General features: G+C 61.6%; 11 protein-coding genes. 1 reads left to right on the top strand and 10 read right to left on the bottom strand.

Annotation, left to right across the window (positions count from 1 at the left end):
- Nucleotides 1-122 precede the first annotated feature (122 nt).
- On the top strand, nt 123-1,448 hold the full coding sequence (argA, locus tag WFM45_RS17800; RefSeq protein ID WP_004931881.1) for an amino-acid N-acetyltransferase: 1,326 nt from the start codon (nt 123-125) through the stop codon (nt 1,446-1,448).
- A gap of 38 nt (nt 1,449-1,486) precedes the next feature.
- Here the strand turns inward: argA and recD are convergent, their stop codons facing one another.
- The 10 genes from recD to lgt all read right to left on the bottom strand — a co-directional run bounded on the left by recD (nt 1,487) and on the right by lgt (nt 17,129).
- Nucleotides 1,487-3,337: an exodeoxyribonuclease V subunit alpha gene (recD, locus tag WFM45_RS17795; protein ID WP_156866532.1), complete on the bottom strand. Its 1,851-nt coding sequence runs from the start codon at nt 3,335-3,337 to the stop codon at nt 1,487-1,489.
- Nucleotides 3,334-6,894 carry an exodeoxyribonuclease V subunit beta gene (recB, locus tag WFM45_RS17790; RefSeq protein WP_336956632.1) on the bottom strand — a complete coding sequence of 1,187 codons (3,561 nt, stop codon included), beginning with the start codon at nt 6,892-6,894 and terminating at the stop codon, nt 3,334-3,336. The genes recD and recB overlap by 4 nt, the downstream gene beginning before the upstream one ends.
- Nucleotides 6,891-9,779 (bottom strand): pitrilysin, encoded by a 2,889-nt coding sequence (ptrA, locus tag WFM45_RS17785; RefSeq protein WP_336956691.1) that lies wholly within the window; start codon nt 9,777-9,779, stop codon nt 6,891-6,893. The genes recB and ptrA overlap by 4 nt, the downstream gene beginning before the upstream one ends.
- Before the next feature lie 232 nt (nt 9,780-10,011).
- Nucleotides 10,012-13,383, bottom strand: a complete 3,372-nt coding sequence (gene recC, locus WFM45_RS17780; protein WP_336956630.1) for an exodeoxyribonuclease V subunit gamma — start codon at nt 13,381-13,383, stop codon at nt 10,012-10,014.
- A gap of 32 nt (nt 13,384-13,415) precedes the next feature.
- On the bottom strand, nt 13,416-13,772 hold the full coding sequence (locus tag WFM45_RS17775) for a prepilin-type N-terminal cleavage/methylation domain-containing protein (protein WP_099982446.1): 357 nt from the start codon (nt 13,770-13,772) through the stop codon (nt 13,416-13,418).
- The gene (locus WFM45_RS17770) at nt 13,762-14,208 is read right to left on the bottom strand and encodes a YgdB family protein (RefSeq protein WP_033632230.1); all 447 of its coding nucleotides are present in this window, start codon (nt 14,206-14,208) and stop codon (nt 13,762-13,764) included. The genes WFM45_RS17775 and WFM45_RS17770 overlap by 11 nt, the downstream gene beginning before the upstream one ends.
- Complete coding sequence (locus tag WFM45_RS17765; protein WP_048324805.1) at nt 14,205-14,783, bottom strand: prepilin peptidase-dependent protein; 579 nt, start codon at nt 14,781-14,783, stop codon at nt 14,205-14,207. The genes WFM45_RS17770 and WFM45_RS17765 overlap by 4 nt, the downstream gene beginning before the upstream one ends.
- On the bottom strand, nt 14,777-15,280 hold the full coding sequence (locus WFM45_RS17760) for a prepilin peptidase-dependent protein (protein ID WP_048324802.1): 504 nt from the start codon (nt 15,278-15,280) through the stop codon (nt 14,777-14,779). Before WFM45_RS17760 ends, WFM45_RS17765 begins: the two co-directional genes overlap by 7 nt.
- A gap of 174 nt (nt 15,281-15,454) precedes the next feature.
- Nucleotides 15,455-16,249, bottom strand: coding sequence for a thymidylate synthase (thyA, locus tag WFM45_RS17755; protein ID WP_016929918.1), 795 nt, complete (start codon nt 16,247-16,249; stop codon nt 15,455-15,457).
- A gap of 7 nt (nt 16,250-16,256) precedes the next feature.
- Nucleotides 16,257-17,129 carry a prolipoprotein diacylglyceryl transferase gene (gene lgt, locus WFM45_RS17750; protein WP_019455719.1) on the bottom strand — a complete coding sequence of 291 codons (873 nt, stop codon included), beginning with the start codon at nt 17,127-17,129 and terminating at the stop codon, nt 16,257-16,259.
- Nucleotides 17,130-17,344: the final 215 nt, after the last annotated feature.

The following is a 17,344-nucleotide window of genomic DNA, read 5'->3' as shown; positions in this document are numbered from 1 at the left end:
TTCAATTTATTAACGATTTAGCGCCCTTAGCGCACGCTTCATGACGATTTCCCACTTGCCATCGGCGCAATAAAAGAATAAAAATACAAAAATATCGTATAAATATGCAAAGAGGTTTGGCCGTGAAGGAACGTAGTACAGAGCTGGTGCAAGGATTCCGTCACTCAGTCCCCTATATCAACGCCCACCGCGGCAAGACGTTCGTCATCATGCTCGGCGGGGAAGCCATCGAACACGAGAATTTCTCCAACATCGTCAACGATATCGGGTTGCTGCATAGCCTGGGTATTCGCCTGGTGGTGGTTTACGGCGCGCGGCCGCAGATCGACGCCAATCTGGCTCAGCATAACTATGAGCCGATCTACCACAAACACACCCGCGTGACCGACGCCCATACGCTGGAGCTGGTCAAGCAGGCCGCCGGCCTGCTGCAGCTCGACATCACCGCTCGGCTGTCGATGAGCCTCAACAACACGCCACTGCAGGGCGCGCATATTAACGTGGTCAGCGGCAACTTCATCATCGCGCAGCCGCTGGGCGTCGATGACGGCATCGACTACTGCCACAGCGGCCGCATTCGCCGCATCGATGAAGAAGCGATCCACCGTCAGCTCGACAGCAACGCCATCGTGTTGATTGGCCCGGTCGCGGTTTCGGTCACCGGCGAGAGCTTCAACCTGACCTCGGAAGAAGTGGCCACCCAGTTGGCGATTAAGCTGAAGGCGGAAAAAATGATCGGTTTCTGCTCCTCACAGGGCGTGACCGACGCGGAAGGCAACATCCTTTCCGAGCTGTTCCCCAACGACGCGCAAAAGCGCCTTGAAGAGCTGGAGGAAGGCGGTGACTACCATTCCGGCACCGTGCGCTTCCTGCGCGGCGCGGTGAAAGGCTGCCGCAGCGGCGTGCGCCGCAGCCACCTGATCAGCTACCAGGAAGACGGCGCGCTGGTACAGGAGTTGTTCTCGCGCGACGGCATCGGCACCCAAATCGTGATGGAGAGCGCCGAACAGGTGCGCCGGGCAACGATCAACGACATCGGCGGCATCCTGGAGCTGATCCGGCCGCTCGAGCAGCAGGGTATTCTGGTGCGCCGTTCGCGTGAACAGCTGGAGATGGAGATCGACAAATTCACCATTATCGAACGCGACAACCTGACCATCGCCTGCGCGGCGCTGTACCCGTTCCTGGAGGAAAAAATCGGTGAAATGGCCTGCGTGGCGGTGCATCCCGACTACCGCAGCTCTTCGCGCGGCGAAATGCTGCTGCAGCGGGTGGAAAACCAGGCGCGGCAGATGGGATTAAAGAAGCTGTTCGTACTGACCACCCGCAGCATCCACTGGTTCCAGGAGCGCGGATTCACTCCGGCGGAGGTCGACGTGCTGCCGATGCAGAAACAGGCGCTGTACAACTACCAACGCCGCTCCAAAATTCTGCTGGCGGATCTGTAATCCCTGTGGGCGCGGCCGCTACCGCGCCCCTTCAACGCTTATTCCGTTGCCTGCAGCCGTTCAGCCAATCCGCTGCGGCGCTGGGTCGGCATACGAATGGCCCGCAGCAGCACCGCCTCCGTGGCATACAGCGAGAGCTGCTTACGCGCGCGAGTGATCGCGGTATAGACCAATTCGCGCGTCAGCACCGGCAGGAAGTGATTCGGCAACACCAGCACCGTATGGTCAAACTCCGATCCCTGAGATTTGTGCACCGTCATGGCATAGGCGGTTTCATGCGCCGGCAAACGGCTCGGCTGCACCGACTTGATGCTTCCATCAGGCAGTTGGAAATGCACGCGCAGCTCGCCGCGCTCATCCGGCAGCGTAATGCCGATATCCCCATTGAATAACCCCAGCGCGCTGTCGTTGCGGCCGATCATCACCGGCCGCCCCCGATACCAGCGGCCGATCACTCCCGGTTTGCGGTCAATCAGGCCGGCGCGCTGTAGCCCGAGTTCAATACGTTCATTCAGGCCGGCAACGCCAAACGGCCCTTCACGCAGCGCGCACAGCACCTGGAAGCGACTAAAGGCGGCCAACACCGCCGCCGCATCCGCGCCCTCGGCGGCCAATCGCAAATAGTCGCGGTAGCCCGCCACGCACGCGTCCAGCAGCGCCTGATACTCTTCGCTCGTTGCCAGCGCATAGCCCGCGACATCGCCGAAACTGCCGCTCAAGGCTGCCAGCGCGCGCTCCCCAGCACCGGCGTTGACCGCCAACGCCAATTGACCGATGCCGGATCGAGCGTCAAAACGGTAGCTCTTGCGCAGCAAACACAGGCTGTCGCGCACCGCCGCTTCCGCGTCGGCCTGCCGCCCTGCGAGCGAACAGCCGGTCAGGCGGCTCAGCTCTGCGGCACGCGCATCGCTGTATCCCTGCTCGGCAAAACGGCAAATGTCCCCCAGCACCGCGCCGGCCTCCACCGAGGCCAGCTGATCGCGATCGCCAAGGAAAATCACCCGCGCCCGATCGGGCAGCGCGGCAATCAGGCGCGCCATCATCGGCAGATCGACCATCGAGGCCTCATCCACCACCAGCACATCCAAATGCAGCCGGTTGCCGCGGTGATAGCGCATGCGTTGACTGTTCGGCTGCGCCCCCAACAGGCGGTGTAACGTCGCCGCCTCCGTCGGGAACAGCGCCTGCTGCGCCGGGGTCAACGCCAGCTGACGGCTGGCGCTGCCAAGCGACTCCGTCAGACGCGCCGCCGCCTTGCCAGTCGGCGCCGCCAGCTGAATGCGCAAGCACGCGCTTTCATCCAACTGCACCAGCGCCGCCAACAGCTTGGCGACGGTGGTGGTTTTACCGGTGCCCGGCCCGCCGGAAATGACAGCAATGCGCCGCGTGGCGGCTACCGCGGCGGCGATCTTCTGCCAATCGGGTTCGTCGCTCGCCGAACCGAACAAGCGGTCGAGAATAGTGCGCAGTTCAGCCTCCGGCACCGCCAGCGACTCGCCTTCGCCGCCGATAAACGCCGCCACTTCACCTTCGTTTTGCCACATGCGCTGCAGATACAGGCGCGGCCCGCGCAGCACCAGCGGCGTAGCGCTACTGCCGTCCCCGACCGCCGCGCTGGCCGCCAGGCGCTGCTGCCAACGCTCGCTATCCGGTCGCCCGGCCGCCTCCCACAGCGCCAGCGCCAGCGCCGGTTGGCGCCCTTCAAACAGCGTATCCGCCTGCAGCTGCTCCAGCATCAGACAGACGTGACCGGCCCCCGCCTCTGCGCTCAGGCAGGCGGCGGCCAGCAAAATATCGGGCTCGTCTTCGTTCGCCACCACGCGGGCGAACTGCACGTCCAGCGGGCGCAACACGCCAAGCGCCACCGCCTGCTCCAGCAGTGCGATCATGATCCATCCTCCGTCGCAGCAGCCTCGCCGCTGAACAAGCGATCCATCCCCGCCACCAGCTCAAACTCGGGAAGACAGGTGAAAATGCCGTTGCCCGGGTGCGCCGTATCCACGCCGCGCAGGAACAGATAAATCACCCCGCCGAAATGGCGCCGGTAATCGTAATCCGGCAGCCGATGACGCAGATAACGGTGCAGCGCCAGCGTATACAGCTGATATTGCAGATCGTAACGATGCTCCGCCATCGCCTGCTCCATCGCCGGCCGGGTATAGGCGCTGCTGTCTTCCCCTAACCAGTTGGACTTGTAGTCCAGCAGGTAGTATTTGCCCTGCCAACAGAACACCAGGTCGATAAAGCCTTTCAGCATGCCCTGCACCTGATGGAAATCCAGCGCCGGACAGCGGGCGGAAAGCGGATCGTAACGCTTCACCAGGGCATCGAGCTCCTTCGCCTGCAACAACCGGTTGATCGGCAAATAGAACTGCAGCTCGGCCTGCTTGTGCTGCGGCGTTAGCGCCGCCAGCGTCACGCCGCTGTCGGCGAGCGGCGTGTTGAGCAATACCTGCATCCACGCCAGCAAAATCGGCTGCCAGTGTTCGGCAAATCCTTGCTGTTGCAGCTGTGCCAGCAACCACTGTTCATCCAACGGCTGGGTGAAGTCCAGCGTTTCGAACAGACTGTGCAGGAAGGTGCCGGGCGTCGCGCCGCGCGGGAAGGTATGCGGTGTGAGCGCTGGCTCACTCTCCTCACTCCGCTCCCCCGCAGCGTCGACATCCAGACGCGGCAGCAGATCCTGCATCAGGCTCGCGCCGTGCTGTTGCAAACCGGTATAGCTGGTCACCCGCCAAAAATCCTGGATCCGCCGGGTAAAGCTTTTCGCCGCCAGCGCTTCGGCCAGTGCCGCCTGAGGGTGCCAGGGTTCTTCGTCCGGCGGTTCAACCAGCGACAGCGCGATACCCCCGCCCGCCAATTGCTGCAGCCGCTCCTGCAGATACACGGCGTCGCCGGCCTGCCCGCCCTGCACCAGATAACCCAATGCGCTGCGGTGCAGATCGGTATCGCCCTGTTTCTTGCGCGTGCCCTGGAACAGCGGCGCGATGCCGATGCTGCAGTGGTACACCGAGCGGGTCAGCGCCACGTACAGCAGACGCAGATCTTCCGCCAAGCGCTCCTCCTCCGCCCAGGCCTGGCTCTCTTCATTGGCGTCGAGATCCAGCAACGCCTGGAAACTGTGGCGATCGTGATACAGCGCCTGTTGCTGCTGGCGGAAGTTGCCGACGAACGGCAGCCACACCAGATCGAACTCCAGCCCCTTGGACTTGTGAATCGTGATCACCTGCACCAGATGCCGGTCGCTCTCCAGCCGCAGCTGCTGATTATCGGACTGGCGATTGGGCTGGGCGATCTGCTGCGCCAGCCAGCGCACCAGCGCATGCTCGCTGTCGAGCTGCGCCGCCGCCTCTTGCAACAGCTCCCCCAGATGCAGCACGTCGGTCAAGCGACGCTCGCCGCCGGCGCTGGCCAACAGGTTCTCCGCCAGCTGACGCGCTTTCATCAGCTCGCTCAGCATCGGCAACACGCCGCGGCGCAGCCAGAGCGTGCGGTAATTGTCGAACTCGTTAACCAGCGCGTCCCAGGCGCGCTCATCGCGGCTCAGGCCGTCCAGCGTCGGCGCGTCCAGCCCCATCAGCCCGGTGGCCATGGCGCTGCGCAGCGTACGCTCCTGCTCCGGCGCCAACACCGCCTGCAGCAACCACAGCAGGTCTTTGGCCTCCGGGGTGTCAAACACGCTGTCGCGGTTGGACAGGTAGACCGACGGGATAGACAGCGCGCTCAACGCATCGCGCACCAACGCCGCCTCATTGCGGCTGCGCACCAGTACCGTGATATCGGAGGCTTGTACCGGCCGTGACGCCTTGCCGTTCTGCAGCCGTGCCAGGCCCTGCTGTCCGGCGCTGAGCCAGTCGCGAATTTGCGTGGCGCACAGGCGCGCCATCAGCTGTTGGTAATCACTTACACCCGCGCCTTCCCCCTGCTGCAGCCAGAACTGCATCGCCGGCTGCGGCTTGCCGTGCAATTCAAACGCCAGCCCTTGGTTCTTTTCCGCCGCGTTAACCTCAATAAAGGGGATTTGGCCGAACAGGAAAGGCTTTTCTACCTGAGAAAACAGGTGATTGACGCTGGCGACCATCGACGGCGACGAGCGCCAGTTAGTCTCCAGCGTATAGTGGGCGCTCACCTCTGAACGCGCGCGCATGTAGGTAAAGATGTCGGCGCCGCGGAAGGCGTAAATCGCCTGCTTGGGATCGCCGATCAACAGCAGGCCGCAATCGGGCCGGCCGACGTAAAGTTTTTGGAAAATACGGTATTGCTGCGGATCGGTATCCTGGAATTCATCGATCATCGCCACCGGATAGCGCTGGCGGATCGCCAGCGCCAACTGTTCGCCGCCGCCGCTTTGCAGGGCGCCGTCCAGCCGGCTGAGCAGGTCGTCAAACCCCAGCTCGGCGCGCTGGCGCTTTTCCTGCTGAATAGAGGTGCGGATCTCGCTGAGCGCGCGCGCCATGATCAGATCGCGCAGCGTCAAGGGTTCATCGAACAGTTCGTCTATCACCGTGAACAGCGCATGACGCGGCGGCTCGCCTTTCTTGGTCTTCTCCAGCAGCACCGACTGGCGAAATTTATCCAGTTCCTTCGGCAGCTGGTAGTCCTGAGTCTCCTGCCCGCTCCATTCGCCGACCTTGTTCAGCCAGTTCGGCAGGTGTTTACTGCTGTAGCTGCGCTTATCGACGCCGGACTGGGCGATCAACGCCTCCAGATCGCCCGCCGCCGCCCGCCATTGCGCCTTGATGGCGTCGATGCGCGCGACGATCTGCTCGTGGCGCATCAGGACGGTTTCTTCGTCCTTCGGCGGCCGACGCAGCGCCGGCGCTTCGCCGTGCAGGTAACCGGAAAGATCGGCCAGCAACGCTTCCGGGCCGCTCCACTCCTGGCTGACCGCACGCGCCACGCCCAGCGGCAACGGATAGCAGTGGCGACGCCAGAAATCGGCACAGGCCTGCCGCCGCAGCGGCAGCTCGTCCTGCACCAGCGTTTGTTCAAACAACATGCCGGACTCGAAGGCATTGTGCGTCAGCATCCGTTGGCAAAAGCCGTGAATGGTGTAGATCGCCGCTTCGTCCATTTGCCGCTCCGCCGCCAGCAGCTGCGAGGCGGCGTCGCTCAAATCGTCAATTTCTTCCATCAGCGCGATAAACAGCGGATTTTTGCATTCCGCGTCTTTACCACGCACGCAGGCAATGCGCAGCCCGTGGATATTGTCGCGGATGCGCCCGCGCAGCTCCTCGGTGGCGGCCTCGGTAAAGGTCACCACCAGGATTTCTTCGACCGTCAGCGGGCGGGGAAACGCCGCGTCACCGCCCAACCCCAGCAGCAAGCGCAGATACAGCGCGCCGATGGTAAAAGTTTTGCCGGTGCCCGCCGACGCTTCTATCAGGCGTTCGCCGAACAGCGGCAGCGACAGCGGCTCCAGCCTCTGCGGGGCAATTTCCGTCATGGTGTTGCCACTTTACGCGGCAAAATCTGCTGCAATGCCGACGCGTTCGGATAGGTGACCCAATCCTTAGGCGCCGCGTAATCCGCCTTGTCTTGCCCGCTGCCGCTAACCTGCGACAGCACCGCCAGCCCCTGTGGCTGGATCACCGCCTGGTGGAAATAATCCGCCAGTTTGGCCGGCGTCAGCTGTTGCGCCTGTGCGATCAGTTTCTGACGAGTATCGAAGGCGAAGTTGCCGCGATCGAAATCGTTGGCGAACCGGCTGGCCTCTTCGCTCAGGGTTTGCGGCCGCTGTTTCAGCTCATTGATGAGCGCCTGTTTGTACTGTTCAAAGTCCGCCTCGCTCATGTCGCGTAGGCGTTTCTCGGTTTTCGGGTAGAAATCCTGATAGCGCTGGTACAGGTAGGCCGGCTGTTTGCTGTTGCTCTGCAACAGGAAGCCCACGCCCCACTGGCGCCCCACCGACATCGGGAAGGCGAAGACCGCGTACCCCAATTGCTCCTGCGTGCGCAGCTGGCTGTAAAACCACGGCTGAATAATCTGCCCCAGCAGCGAACTGTAGGCCATGCCGGTCACTTCGTCGTAGCCGGTCGGCACATAAACCGCCGCCAGCGCCGAGTCAGTGCTGCTGCCCACCTGTTGCAGGTTGGCCAGATGATTCTTGTCCACCACCACGTCTTCGCCGTGCCACCATTCGCTACCGATACAGCCCAGACGATGTTTCAGCGTCGACGCCAACGTGTCGACCTGCTGCTTGCTCATGTTGCCCACTACCAGCAGCTCCGGCGTGGCCTCGGCCAGCAGGCTGTCGCGATAGGCCAGCACGTCTTTCAGCGTTAACGTCTTCAGCACTTCGCGGCGCTCGCTGCGTTCGGAATACGGCACGCGGGAAACCATCTGCACCGGCTGAATGGCCAGCTCAAACGCCTTGCCCTTCTCGGCAGCGTCCAGCTGCTCCAGATACCAGGATTTGGCTTGCGCCAACTGATCTTCCGTCGGCGTGAAGCTGGAATACCCCTCGATCAGCGCCGTCAGCAACTGCGGCAAACGCTGGGTGAAACCGTTGGCGTTAAACATCAGACCGTTGTTCGGCGAGGTCGAGAAGCTCAACCCGCCGACCGACGCCTGATAGCTCAACTGATCCAACGCGAGGCCGGCCAGATAATCCGTCAGCGAGAACAGCACCTGATTGCGCGCGGAATCCATGGTTTTGGCGTTGCGGAAAGCGACGGTGACGTCGGCCTTCGGCTCGTCGGCGAAGTAACGACTCGGCATGTACAACACGCGCAGGCCGGGTTTATCCACCACCATTTCCGGTTTTTTGAACTCGTGCGATGGCTTGGTCAGGGTAAAGTCATCCGGGATGTACGGGTTGAGCGCCGGCAGCGACAGGGAAATGCCGCTCTCCAACTGCTGCCACTGCGTAAAGCGCTGCGGCGTGATTTTGTCGACCTGGTAAGGCGCGTTGACGAAATAGGCCGTCTTGTTGTGCGGTTCATCCGGGCTGACGAACCAGATGCGCGCGTTTTGCGGCGTCATGGCGTCCAGGCGTTCGGCGATCGCCTTTGGATCATAACGGTCGGCCAGATAAGGCGCGTCCAGCGCATGCTCAACCGGCACGCGCAGCATGGTGTCCACCAGCCATTCGATATAGTCCATGTCGCGCGTGATCGAGGGATAACGGAAGTCCAGGTTCAGAACATGCGAGATTTCATCGAAGTAGCTCTGCTTGATGCCCTCGCTGCGCAGCATTTTCAGGTAGTTGAAAATGGCGGCGACGACCTCATCGCGCTGGGCCAGGCCTTTGTCAGTGAGTGAAACGCTGATGGCGAAGACGCCGCCGTTGCGATCAACCATCGGATCGGCGCCGGCATTGATGGCGTCCGCCAACCCCTGCTTCTGCAGCCAGTCAGACAGGGTGTTTTTGCTGCGGTTGCCGATCAGGTAGCTGATGTAGGTATCGGTTTTGCTGCGAAACGCGGCGCTGTTGTTATCGATGCGGAACTCGACCTTCAGCTGCTTGCGCGGCTGCGCCGGCACATAGTGAATGATGATGCCCTGCTGTTCCGGCGTGACGGCCGGCACGGTGATCGGCGGCACGCTGGCGTCATGATTCGGCACGCGGCCAAAGGTTTTCGCCGCAATGTCGGCCAACTGCGGCAGCGACTGATTACCGTACAAAACGCCCATCATCAGATTGGCGGAATAGTAACGCTTATAGAAGCCGGTCAGTTCATCGTGCAACTTGCTGTCCGGCTTGTCTTTCAACGTATCGAGATTGCCGCCGGAGAAGCGCGCGCTCGGGTGCGCCGGGTTAAGGGTTTCCGCGCCGACCTGCGCCATGCGCATGCCGTCGCGCGAACGCGCCATCGTCAACTCGGCGTTCACTGCGTTGCGCTCGCGATCGGCATTGCCCGGTTCCAGCAGCGGCTCGGCAATGGCGTCGGCCATGCGGTCGACCGCCGGCTCCAGCGCATCATTTTCCACTTCCAGATAGAAGGCGGTGCGATAAGAGGCAGTACTGGCGTTGTGGCTGCCGCCGTGCTTTTTCAGGAATTCGGACAGGTTTTCCGGCTCTGGATAGCGTTTGGAGCCCATCAGCACCATATGTTCCAGATAGTGTGCCAATCCCAGTTGGCTGTTCGGATCTTCGAGCGATCCAACCGGCAATGCCAGCGCCGCCAGCGATTTCGGCGCCTGGGCATCGGACACCAGCAACACCGTCATGCCGTTAGCCAACTTGATCGCTTCATACTGACGCGGATCGTGTTCGCTCTTGTTGATCTTCTCCGTCAGCGGTTGCCATCCTTGCGCGGCCCAACTCAACGGTGCCCAACACATAGCCAATAGTACCAGCCCGGTGATACGGGCCAACTGTCTGCGCATATCCAAAATAAACCCCTATTCTGACGTCGCTACGCCCACTCCCTGACGTTGGCGACGTGCATCAAAACCACATAACCAAATCTGTACTCGCCGGGCTCTTCGCCAATGTGGCGGCCCGAAACACGGCGTGTATATGCCTGTACGTTATGTAAGACCGGGAATCACCCCAATGGTTGAATATAACCTTCGTTATTTTTACCACCTCCCGACGTACAGCACCACCGGGGGATTGTTACCCCAGATTATGTCGCGCCACCGGCAGCAGATAACGCTCTGTTTCGGCCAGTATTTGCGCTAAGTATTCATTATCCAATTGGCGGAATACTCGCTGCACGTAGGGATCTTCCCCTTCTCCGGGAATGCGCTGATCGCCCTGCCAGGCCTGCAGCAATTTGGCGCGTGCCTTAATTTGCGCTTCTTCCTCCCAGTCGATTTGCTGCGTTTCCGGCAGATAACACTGGCTCAACCATGCCCAGCCGCTCTTGTTCAGCAACAACAGCGGCTGGCTCAGACCGCGCTGATAGCCCGCCAGCAGCTCCGCCAGCTGCGCCTGTGCCTCTTCAGGCGCCAGCGCGGCAAAGCGCCAGGCGGAGTTCTTGCGGCCGTAGATGCGGCTCTCGCCGGTGCCGCCGGCGCGGCAGTACACCAGGTGCTCCAGCCACAGCAATATGCCATCCACCGCCGACAACGTGGCGGGCCGCCAGCGCAACAGGCCGTCATCCTGCACCTGATGCAGCCAGCCGCTGAGACGTACGCCGGCAATATCGATATCCAGCTCCAGGCTATGGCTCTCTGCGCGTTCCGCACGCACCTGCTCGGCCAGTTCGCTCATCTCTTCCTGCTGCTTTTGCCAATAGATCTCGCCGAAGGCGCCATAGGGCAAGCCGCCGGCGGCACGCACCCGCTGGAACAACCGTTCGGGATCGTCGCCGTCGATCAGGGTATTCAGCAGTTGGCTGTTAAACTGGTAGCGGCTGAGGTTATCCAGCGTGAAGGGCTCTTCGTCCGGCAGCTCGGTCTCTTCCAAGATAAAACTGACGCCCAGCCGCAATTGGAAAAACGCGCGAATCGGATGGCGGTAAAACCGCAGCAGCTCATCCAACGATATTTGCTGCAGCGCTTCGGCAGGCAGCGGCTGGTTGAACGCCGGATGCGCCGCACCGCGACCATCGGCGGCGGGCAGCCACTCGGCGGCATAGCTTTGCGCCTCCGAGCCCGGCAAGAAATTCTCGGCGGCGAACGGCATGCGCGCATGCCACTTCAGCAAGTGCTCACCAACCCGTCGGGCGCTGTCGTCTGCGCTGAGTTCCTCATCTCCCGGCAGGCAATAGCTTTGCTCCAGGTACTCAAGCAGCTCAGTGACCAGCACCGAAGGGTAGCGCGGGCTGTTGTCCTGAATGGAACGGCCGATGAAGCTGATATACAGCCGCTGCTGAGCGGACAAAATCGCTTCCAGGAACAGATAGCGGTCGTCATCGCGGCGGCTGCGGTCGCCGCGTTTGACCTGCTGCGCCATCAGATCAAAGCCCAGCGGCGGCAGCGTGCGCGGATACACGCCGTCGTTCATGCCCAGCAGGCACACCACCTTGAACGGAATGGAACGCATCGGCATCAGCGTGCAGAAGTTGATTTGCCCGGCGAGGAAGCGCTGGCTGATGCGCTCCTGATCGAGGCGCGCCGCCAGATCGTCACGCAGAATGGTCAACGGCACCTCATCGGGATAGCGCGCCGCCAAGCCAAAATTAATGGCCTGCTGCCACTGCTGTTCGATCAGCGCCAGCACCACTTCGGTGTCGCTGTCCGCTGCGAAGAAGGCATCCAGCAGTTGGCGGCACAGCGGCAGCCACGCCTCGAGCGGGCGCGCTTCGCTCAAGATTTGCCGCCAGTGGCTGAGCTGCGCCAGCAGGTCTGCCAGTTGCCCCGCCAGTTCGGCGACCAACCCGCTCGATTCGTCGTAAGGCAAAATGCCCTGCCAATCGCCGGCATTGCTGTCCATCGCATAGCCAAGCAGCATGCGCGTAATGCCGAAGCGCCAGGTGTGCTGGCCGGTGGCGGGCAGATCCAGTTCGCGCACGTTATCATCGTCCAGGCCCCAGCGCACGCCGGATTCACCGACCCAATGACGCAGCAGGCGCAGCCCCTCTTCGCCAATGGCGAAACGGGCGGCCAGGGCCGGCACCTCCAGCAACGCCAGTACCTGTTCCGAGGTAAAGCGGCTTTGCGGTAGATCGAGCAGTGAAATGAACGCCTGCAGCGCCGGATGCGCCTGGCGCGCTTTACGGTCGGAAATGGCAAACGGCAGGTAGCGCTCGGCGGGGGCATTGCCGAACACCGCCTGAATGTATGGCGTGTAGCTGTCGATATCCGCCACCATCACGATGATGTCGCGCGGCGTCAACGACGGATCCTGCGCCAGCATGCTCAGCAGCTGATCGTGCAAAACCTCCACTTCCCGCTGCGGGCTGTGACAAGCGTGCAGGCTGAGGGAGCGGTCGTTCTCATCAAGCGGACGTTTGCTGAAGCTGCTTTCCAGCGTTTCCGCGGTAATACCGATTACCGCATGGTCTTCCAGTTCCAGCATATCGCGCTGAACGGCGTGCAACATGGTATCGGCTGGGATATCGACAAAGGCGTCGACCTCTTGCGCCCCTTCCATCTGCGACAGCAGGTAAAGGTGATCGCGCCCCAGCTTGCCCCAGGAGGCCAGCAGCGGGTTGCTGAGTTGCTGCTGCCCTTCGGCGTCAAACAGGCGCGCCGCGTCGGCCGGTTCGCGAAACAGCCCTTGCTCGCGCGCCTGATGATAGTGACGGCGCTTGCGGCTCTGCAAGCGGGCCAGGAAAGCGTAATCCTGAATGTCGCCCCAGTAATAACGACAAGGGTTGGTGAACATCAGGTGGATATCGATATGCCGCCCCAGCGCCTGCAGCGCCTCCAGATAGACCGGCGGCAACGCCGAGATGCCGCAGATAAACACCCGCGGCGGCAAACCGGGCGGACACGTTGTTGCCTGTTCCAACGCGTGGATAAAGCGGCTATACAGATTGGCGCGGTGCCATTCCGGCTGCCCCAGTTCACGCGTGTATTCCACCAGTCGCGCCCAGAGCGGCGCCTGCCATTGCTGAGCCTCCGCCAGACCGTCGATGCGTTCGCCGCGCTGCCAGCTCTCCAGCCACTGCGGGCGATAAACCAAATATTGGTCGAACAGGTCGGCGACCCGGCCGGCCAACTGGTGGATTTTGCGCTTGTCGCCGTCATCGGTCAGATAGTGCTGCAGTGGCGCAAACGCCGGCTGAGTCAGCATCTCCGGCAACAACCACATCAGCTTCCAGGTCATGGCATCCTTGCTGAAGGCGCTCTCTTTCGGGATATCCGGCAACACCCGGGTGAACATGTCCCAAATGAAGGTCGCCGGCAGCGGAAACGCGACATTGGCGGCGATACCGAACTGTTCCGCCAGCTGCATCTGCAGCCATTGCGCCATACCGGGGCTCTGAACCAGCACCACTTCCTGTTGAAAAGGATCGGCCAACGGATCTCTGGCTATCAGCGCGCTGGTCAGCGTTTTCAATAAATCCAGCTGATTGGAATGATAAACCGTGAACATGATGGCTCCTTTAAAACAAGATACGTACCGGCTCAAAAACGGGCGCAATACCAGCGGCTCAGCGTCGCCCACTGCCGTTGCGGAGTTTGTACTCTGACCGTCAATCGGCGGCAATCACTCCCCGCATCGTCAAGTGTCGTCTCGCGCCGCCACCCTTCCGGCAGCGGTTCAGCCTCGAGCCGGCCGGTGACGGCAAACGCCTCCAACTGCTGATGCGCCAGCCCCCAGGCTTGCCGGTAGTGCCACTGGCGCTGGAACGACTGCAACAGCACCTGATGATACTGTAACAAGCCAAGCAGCGACACCGAGAACAGCAAGGCCGCCACCAACACTTCCGGCAGGCTGAAGCCGTTGCGGGATATCCGCGCTGCCCGAGCGTTAGCCGTCACAGTCGGCCAACCTTTTTTCGGGGCAAAAATCCAGCCGACCGCCCGGCTGTGCTTGCAACTTGCCAGCAGCCTCGGCGCCGTCAAAGGTGCCCCATTGATACAGCCATACCGGTTCACCGCCGCGCATCTCACCAAGGCCGCGTATCGTCACCATGCCCGCTCTGGCTGACAGCCGAGCGCAAGCCGTCAGTTCCACGCGCTGCCTGCATAACCAGGCCGCTGCACTCAGCTCGGCGCGCGGCCAACGCTGGCTCATGCCCCAACTCAGCGCCGAAGCGGCCTGATTGTAAGCCTGAAGGTAACGCTGCTGATCGGCGGCCAGTAACAGCGCGTTATCCAATTGCCGATGCTGAGCATTGAGCAACATCAGCCCCAGCGCCAACAGCAACATCACCGCCGCCAGGGTGCTGCCGCCTCGCTGGCTCCGCCGGTTCATGGCAGCGCCGCCATTTCGACGCTCCCGCTCAGACTACGCCTGATACGCGTATCGCTGGCGGAGCGCCCCGTCAGCGTCAGGCGAGCCAACGCCGCGCCGTGATCGCCCCGCTCTATCGCCACATGAAACCGCTCAATGCGCACTTCGTCCTGATCGAGTAGCCGCTCCCAGCCGCCGCCATCGCATTGGCTCACGCCGCGCTGCCCTTCCAAGCCGCCATTGCGCAGCCGATAACCGAAATAACCTGCATCCTCGCCCGAGGTGAGCCATTGCCCGCTGCGAGCAATGTCGTAGGCAACGATAACGCAGCTGCCCGCCGCTTCTCCCGATGCCTGGCCGATCAGCAGTGGGCGGCCGGCGCACTGCCCGGCACAGAAACCGGCACGGCGTAGGTCTTTCTCGATGCCGAACGCCAGCTGTCGCAGCGTTGACTCCAGCCGAAAATGCTGGCCGACGGCCACGTTTTGCTGACGCAACAGCGGGTAGGTTTTCGCGGCGCCGAGCACGATCACGCTGCCGAACACCAGCGCCAACATCACCTCCGGCAAGGTAAAACCGCGTTCGACAGTCAGCATGGCGCGATCCCCCTTATCCGGAGCCCTTCGCTGCACAAACGCAGCCGCCCTCGGGCGGACAGCACCAGCCGCAGGCCGCCTGCGTCATTGCTGAGAAGGATGTGCCCCGCCTGCGCAGTATTGCGCAAACCATAAAACCCAATCTCTTTGCCGGAGTAGCCGCTCAAAACGACGTCGCGGTAAGACGGTGAGAAAACGGGACCCTCGGCGGAAGCGCAATCCGGCGGCGGCACACCGCCGCCCAGGCACCAGGGCGTGCCATTTTTGAACCACAGCAGCGTCGTGCGGTTACGCCAGTTGGCGTCCGCCTGCAGTCGCAGCAAAAACGCCAGCAGCTGTTGGGCCGTGTGTTCCAACCGCAGCGCTTGCTGATGATAGCGCCATTGCCCGACGCCCCAGCCGGTGAGCATGCCGGCGATCAGGATCGCCGCCAATAGCTCAATTAGCGTCATGCCCCGTTGGCGATCATCGATGTTCGAGAGAGTATTGTCGTTCATGCCGCCAGTGTAAGGGCCGTAACAACGCGGTAAAGCCACATGCGCAAGCGCTGCGGCAAGCTGCGCAATGTTTTCTCTACGACGGCAGACCGCGACAAAAAAATGCGGCGCGGTACGCAATGCGGATAAAAAAAGGGGCGCAATCGCTGCGCCCCTGGTGTGATGCGGTTAAGGTCAGATCGCGACCGGCGCCTTGATGGCCGGATGCGGATCGTAACCTTCGATCTCGAAGTCTTCGAAACGGTAATCGAACAGTGAAGCCGGTTTGCGTTTGATCACCAGTTTCGGCAACGGACGGGGTTCACGCGTCAGTTGCAGCTGAGTCTGTTCCATGTGGTTGCTGTACAGGTGGGTATCGCCGCCGGTCCAGACGAAATCGCCCACTTCCAGATCGCACTGCTGCGCCATCATGTGCACCAACAGCGCGTAGCTGGCGATGTTGAACGGCAGGCCGAGGAAGACGTCGCAGGAACGCTGGTACAGCTGGCAAGAGAGCTTGCCATCCGCCACGTAGAACTGGAAGAACGCGTGGCAAGGCGCCAACGCCATCTGATCCAGCTCGCCGACGTTCCAGGCGGAAACAATGATGCGACGCGAATCCGGATCTTGCTTCAGCTGTTGGAGCACGTTGCTCAGCTGATCGATCTGACGGCCGTCCGCTGCGCCCCAGGCGCGCCACTGTTTGCCGTACACCGGGCCGAGATCGCCGTTTTCATCGGCCCACTCGTCCCAAATGGTGACCTTGTTGTCACGCAGGTAGGCGATGTTGGTATCGCCGTTCAGGAACCATAACAGCTCATGAATGATCGAACGCAGATGACATTTCTTGGTGGTCACCAACGGGAAACCTTCCTGCAAGTTGAAACGCATCTGGTGGCCGAAAATCGACAATGTGCCAGTGCCGGTACGGTCGGCTTTAGGGGTGCCCTCGGCGAGCACCTTGTTCATCAAATCCAGATACTGTTTCATTTGTCCCTCACGACACTTGTTGCTGTGGGCGACGACGGTACGCCCAAATCATCATAATAACACCGGCCACCACCATTGGGATGGACAGGATCTGCCCCATGCTGATCACGCCGTCGAACAGGCCGAGCTGAGCATCCGGCTGGCGGAACGCTTCGACGATGATGCGGAATGCGCCATACCCGATCAGGAACAGGCCTGATACGGCGCCCATCGGCCGCGGCTTGCGGATAAACAGGTTCAGAATGATAAACAGCACTACGCCTTCCAGCAGCAGCTCATACAGCTGCGACGGATGGCGCGGCAGCACGCCATACTGATTCAGCAGCGGCAGCAGGGAAGGATCGGCGGCGGCGAGAGCCACGTCTTCGCTGCGCGAACTTGGGAACAACATCGCCCAAGGGGTGTCGGTGGTCACGCGGCCCCATAGCTCGCCGTTGATAAAGTTGCCGAGGCGGCCGGCGCCCAGGCCGAATGGGATCAATGGCGCGATAAAATCGGAAACCTGGAAGAAGGTGCGCTTGGTGCGGCGAGCGAACCAGAACATCACCAGAATCACCCCCATCAAACCGCCGTGGAATGACATGCCGCCATCCCAGACCTTGAACAGATAGAGCGGGTTATCCAGGAACAGCGGCAGGTTGTAGAACAGCACATAGCCTACGCGGCCGCCGACGAATACGCCCAGGAAGCCGGCGTAGAGCAGGTTTTCCACTTCGTCTTTGGTCCAGCCGCTGCCCGGCTTGTTGGCGCGACGCACCGCCAGCCACATGGCAAAAACGAAACCGACCAGGTACATCAGGCCGTACCAATGCAGAGAAACCGGGCCAATGGAGAAAATGACCGGATCAAATTTAGGAAACGCCAGATAGCTATTGCTCATCTATCACCACAACATGTCTGTTATTTTTCCCCATGCGGGGGCGGCAGGTGCCAAGCGGCGACGGAGATTATCCCGCGCCTTGCAAGCGGCAGCATTAGCCGCTGCGGTCTGCAAGACGACGAACATGCGCCGCGCTGAGGTTGCGCATCATAACATAGGCTTAGCGCGGTCCGGTCCGGCAGGGCGGGAAAAGTTCTGTAAAAAAATCACACCGC

Source organism: Serratia sp. KG1D (assembly GCF_037150675.1).
Classification (GTDB): Bacteria; Pseudomonadota; Gammaproteobacteria; order Enterobacterales; family Enterobacteriaceae; genus Serratia; species Serratia nematodiphila.
This window is presented reverse-complemented; position numbering and strand designations above follow the sequence as displayed.

What these genes read in the sequence shown, in the direction of transcription:
- WFM45_RS17770 (WP_033632230.1), bottom strand. Translation starts at nt 14,208, where the DNA reads ATGAACCGGCGGAGCCAGCGAGGCGGCAGCACCCTGGCGGCGGTGATG.
- WFM45_RS17760 (WP_048324802.1), bottom strand. Translation starts at nt 15,280, where the DNA reads ATGAACGACAATACTCTCTCGAACATCGATGATCGCCAACGGGGCATG.
- recD (WP_156866532.1), bottom strand. Translation starts at nt 3,337, where the DNA reads ATGATCGCACTGCTGGAGCAGGCGGTGGCGCTTGGCGTGTTGCGCCCG.
- lgt (WP_019455719.1), bottom strand. Translation starts at nt 17,129, where the DNA reads ATGAGCAATAGCTATCTGGCGTTTCCTAAATTTGATCCGGTCATTTTC.
- recB (WP_336956632.1), bottom strand. Translation starts at nt 6,894, where the DNA reads ATGACGGAAATTGCCCCGCAGAGGCTGGAGCCGCTGTCGCTGCCGCTG.
- recC (WP_336956630.1), bottom strand. Translation starts at nt 13,383, where the DNA reads ATGTTCACGGTTTATCATTCCAATCAGCTGGATTTATTGAAAACGCTG.
- WFM45_RS17765 (WP_048324805.1), bottom strand. Translation starts at nt 14,783, where the DNA reads ATGCTGACTGTCGAACGCGGTTTTACCTTGCCGGAGGTGATGTTGGCG.
- ptrA (WP_336956691.1), bottom strand. Translation starts at nt 9,779, where the DNA reads ATGCGCAGACAGTTGGCCCGTATCACCGGGCTGGTACTATTGGCTATG.
- thyA (WP_016929918.1), bottom strand. Translation starts at nt 16,249, where the DNA reads ATGAAACAGTATCTGGATTTGATGAACAAGGTGCTCGCCGAGGGCACC.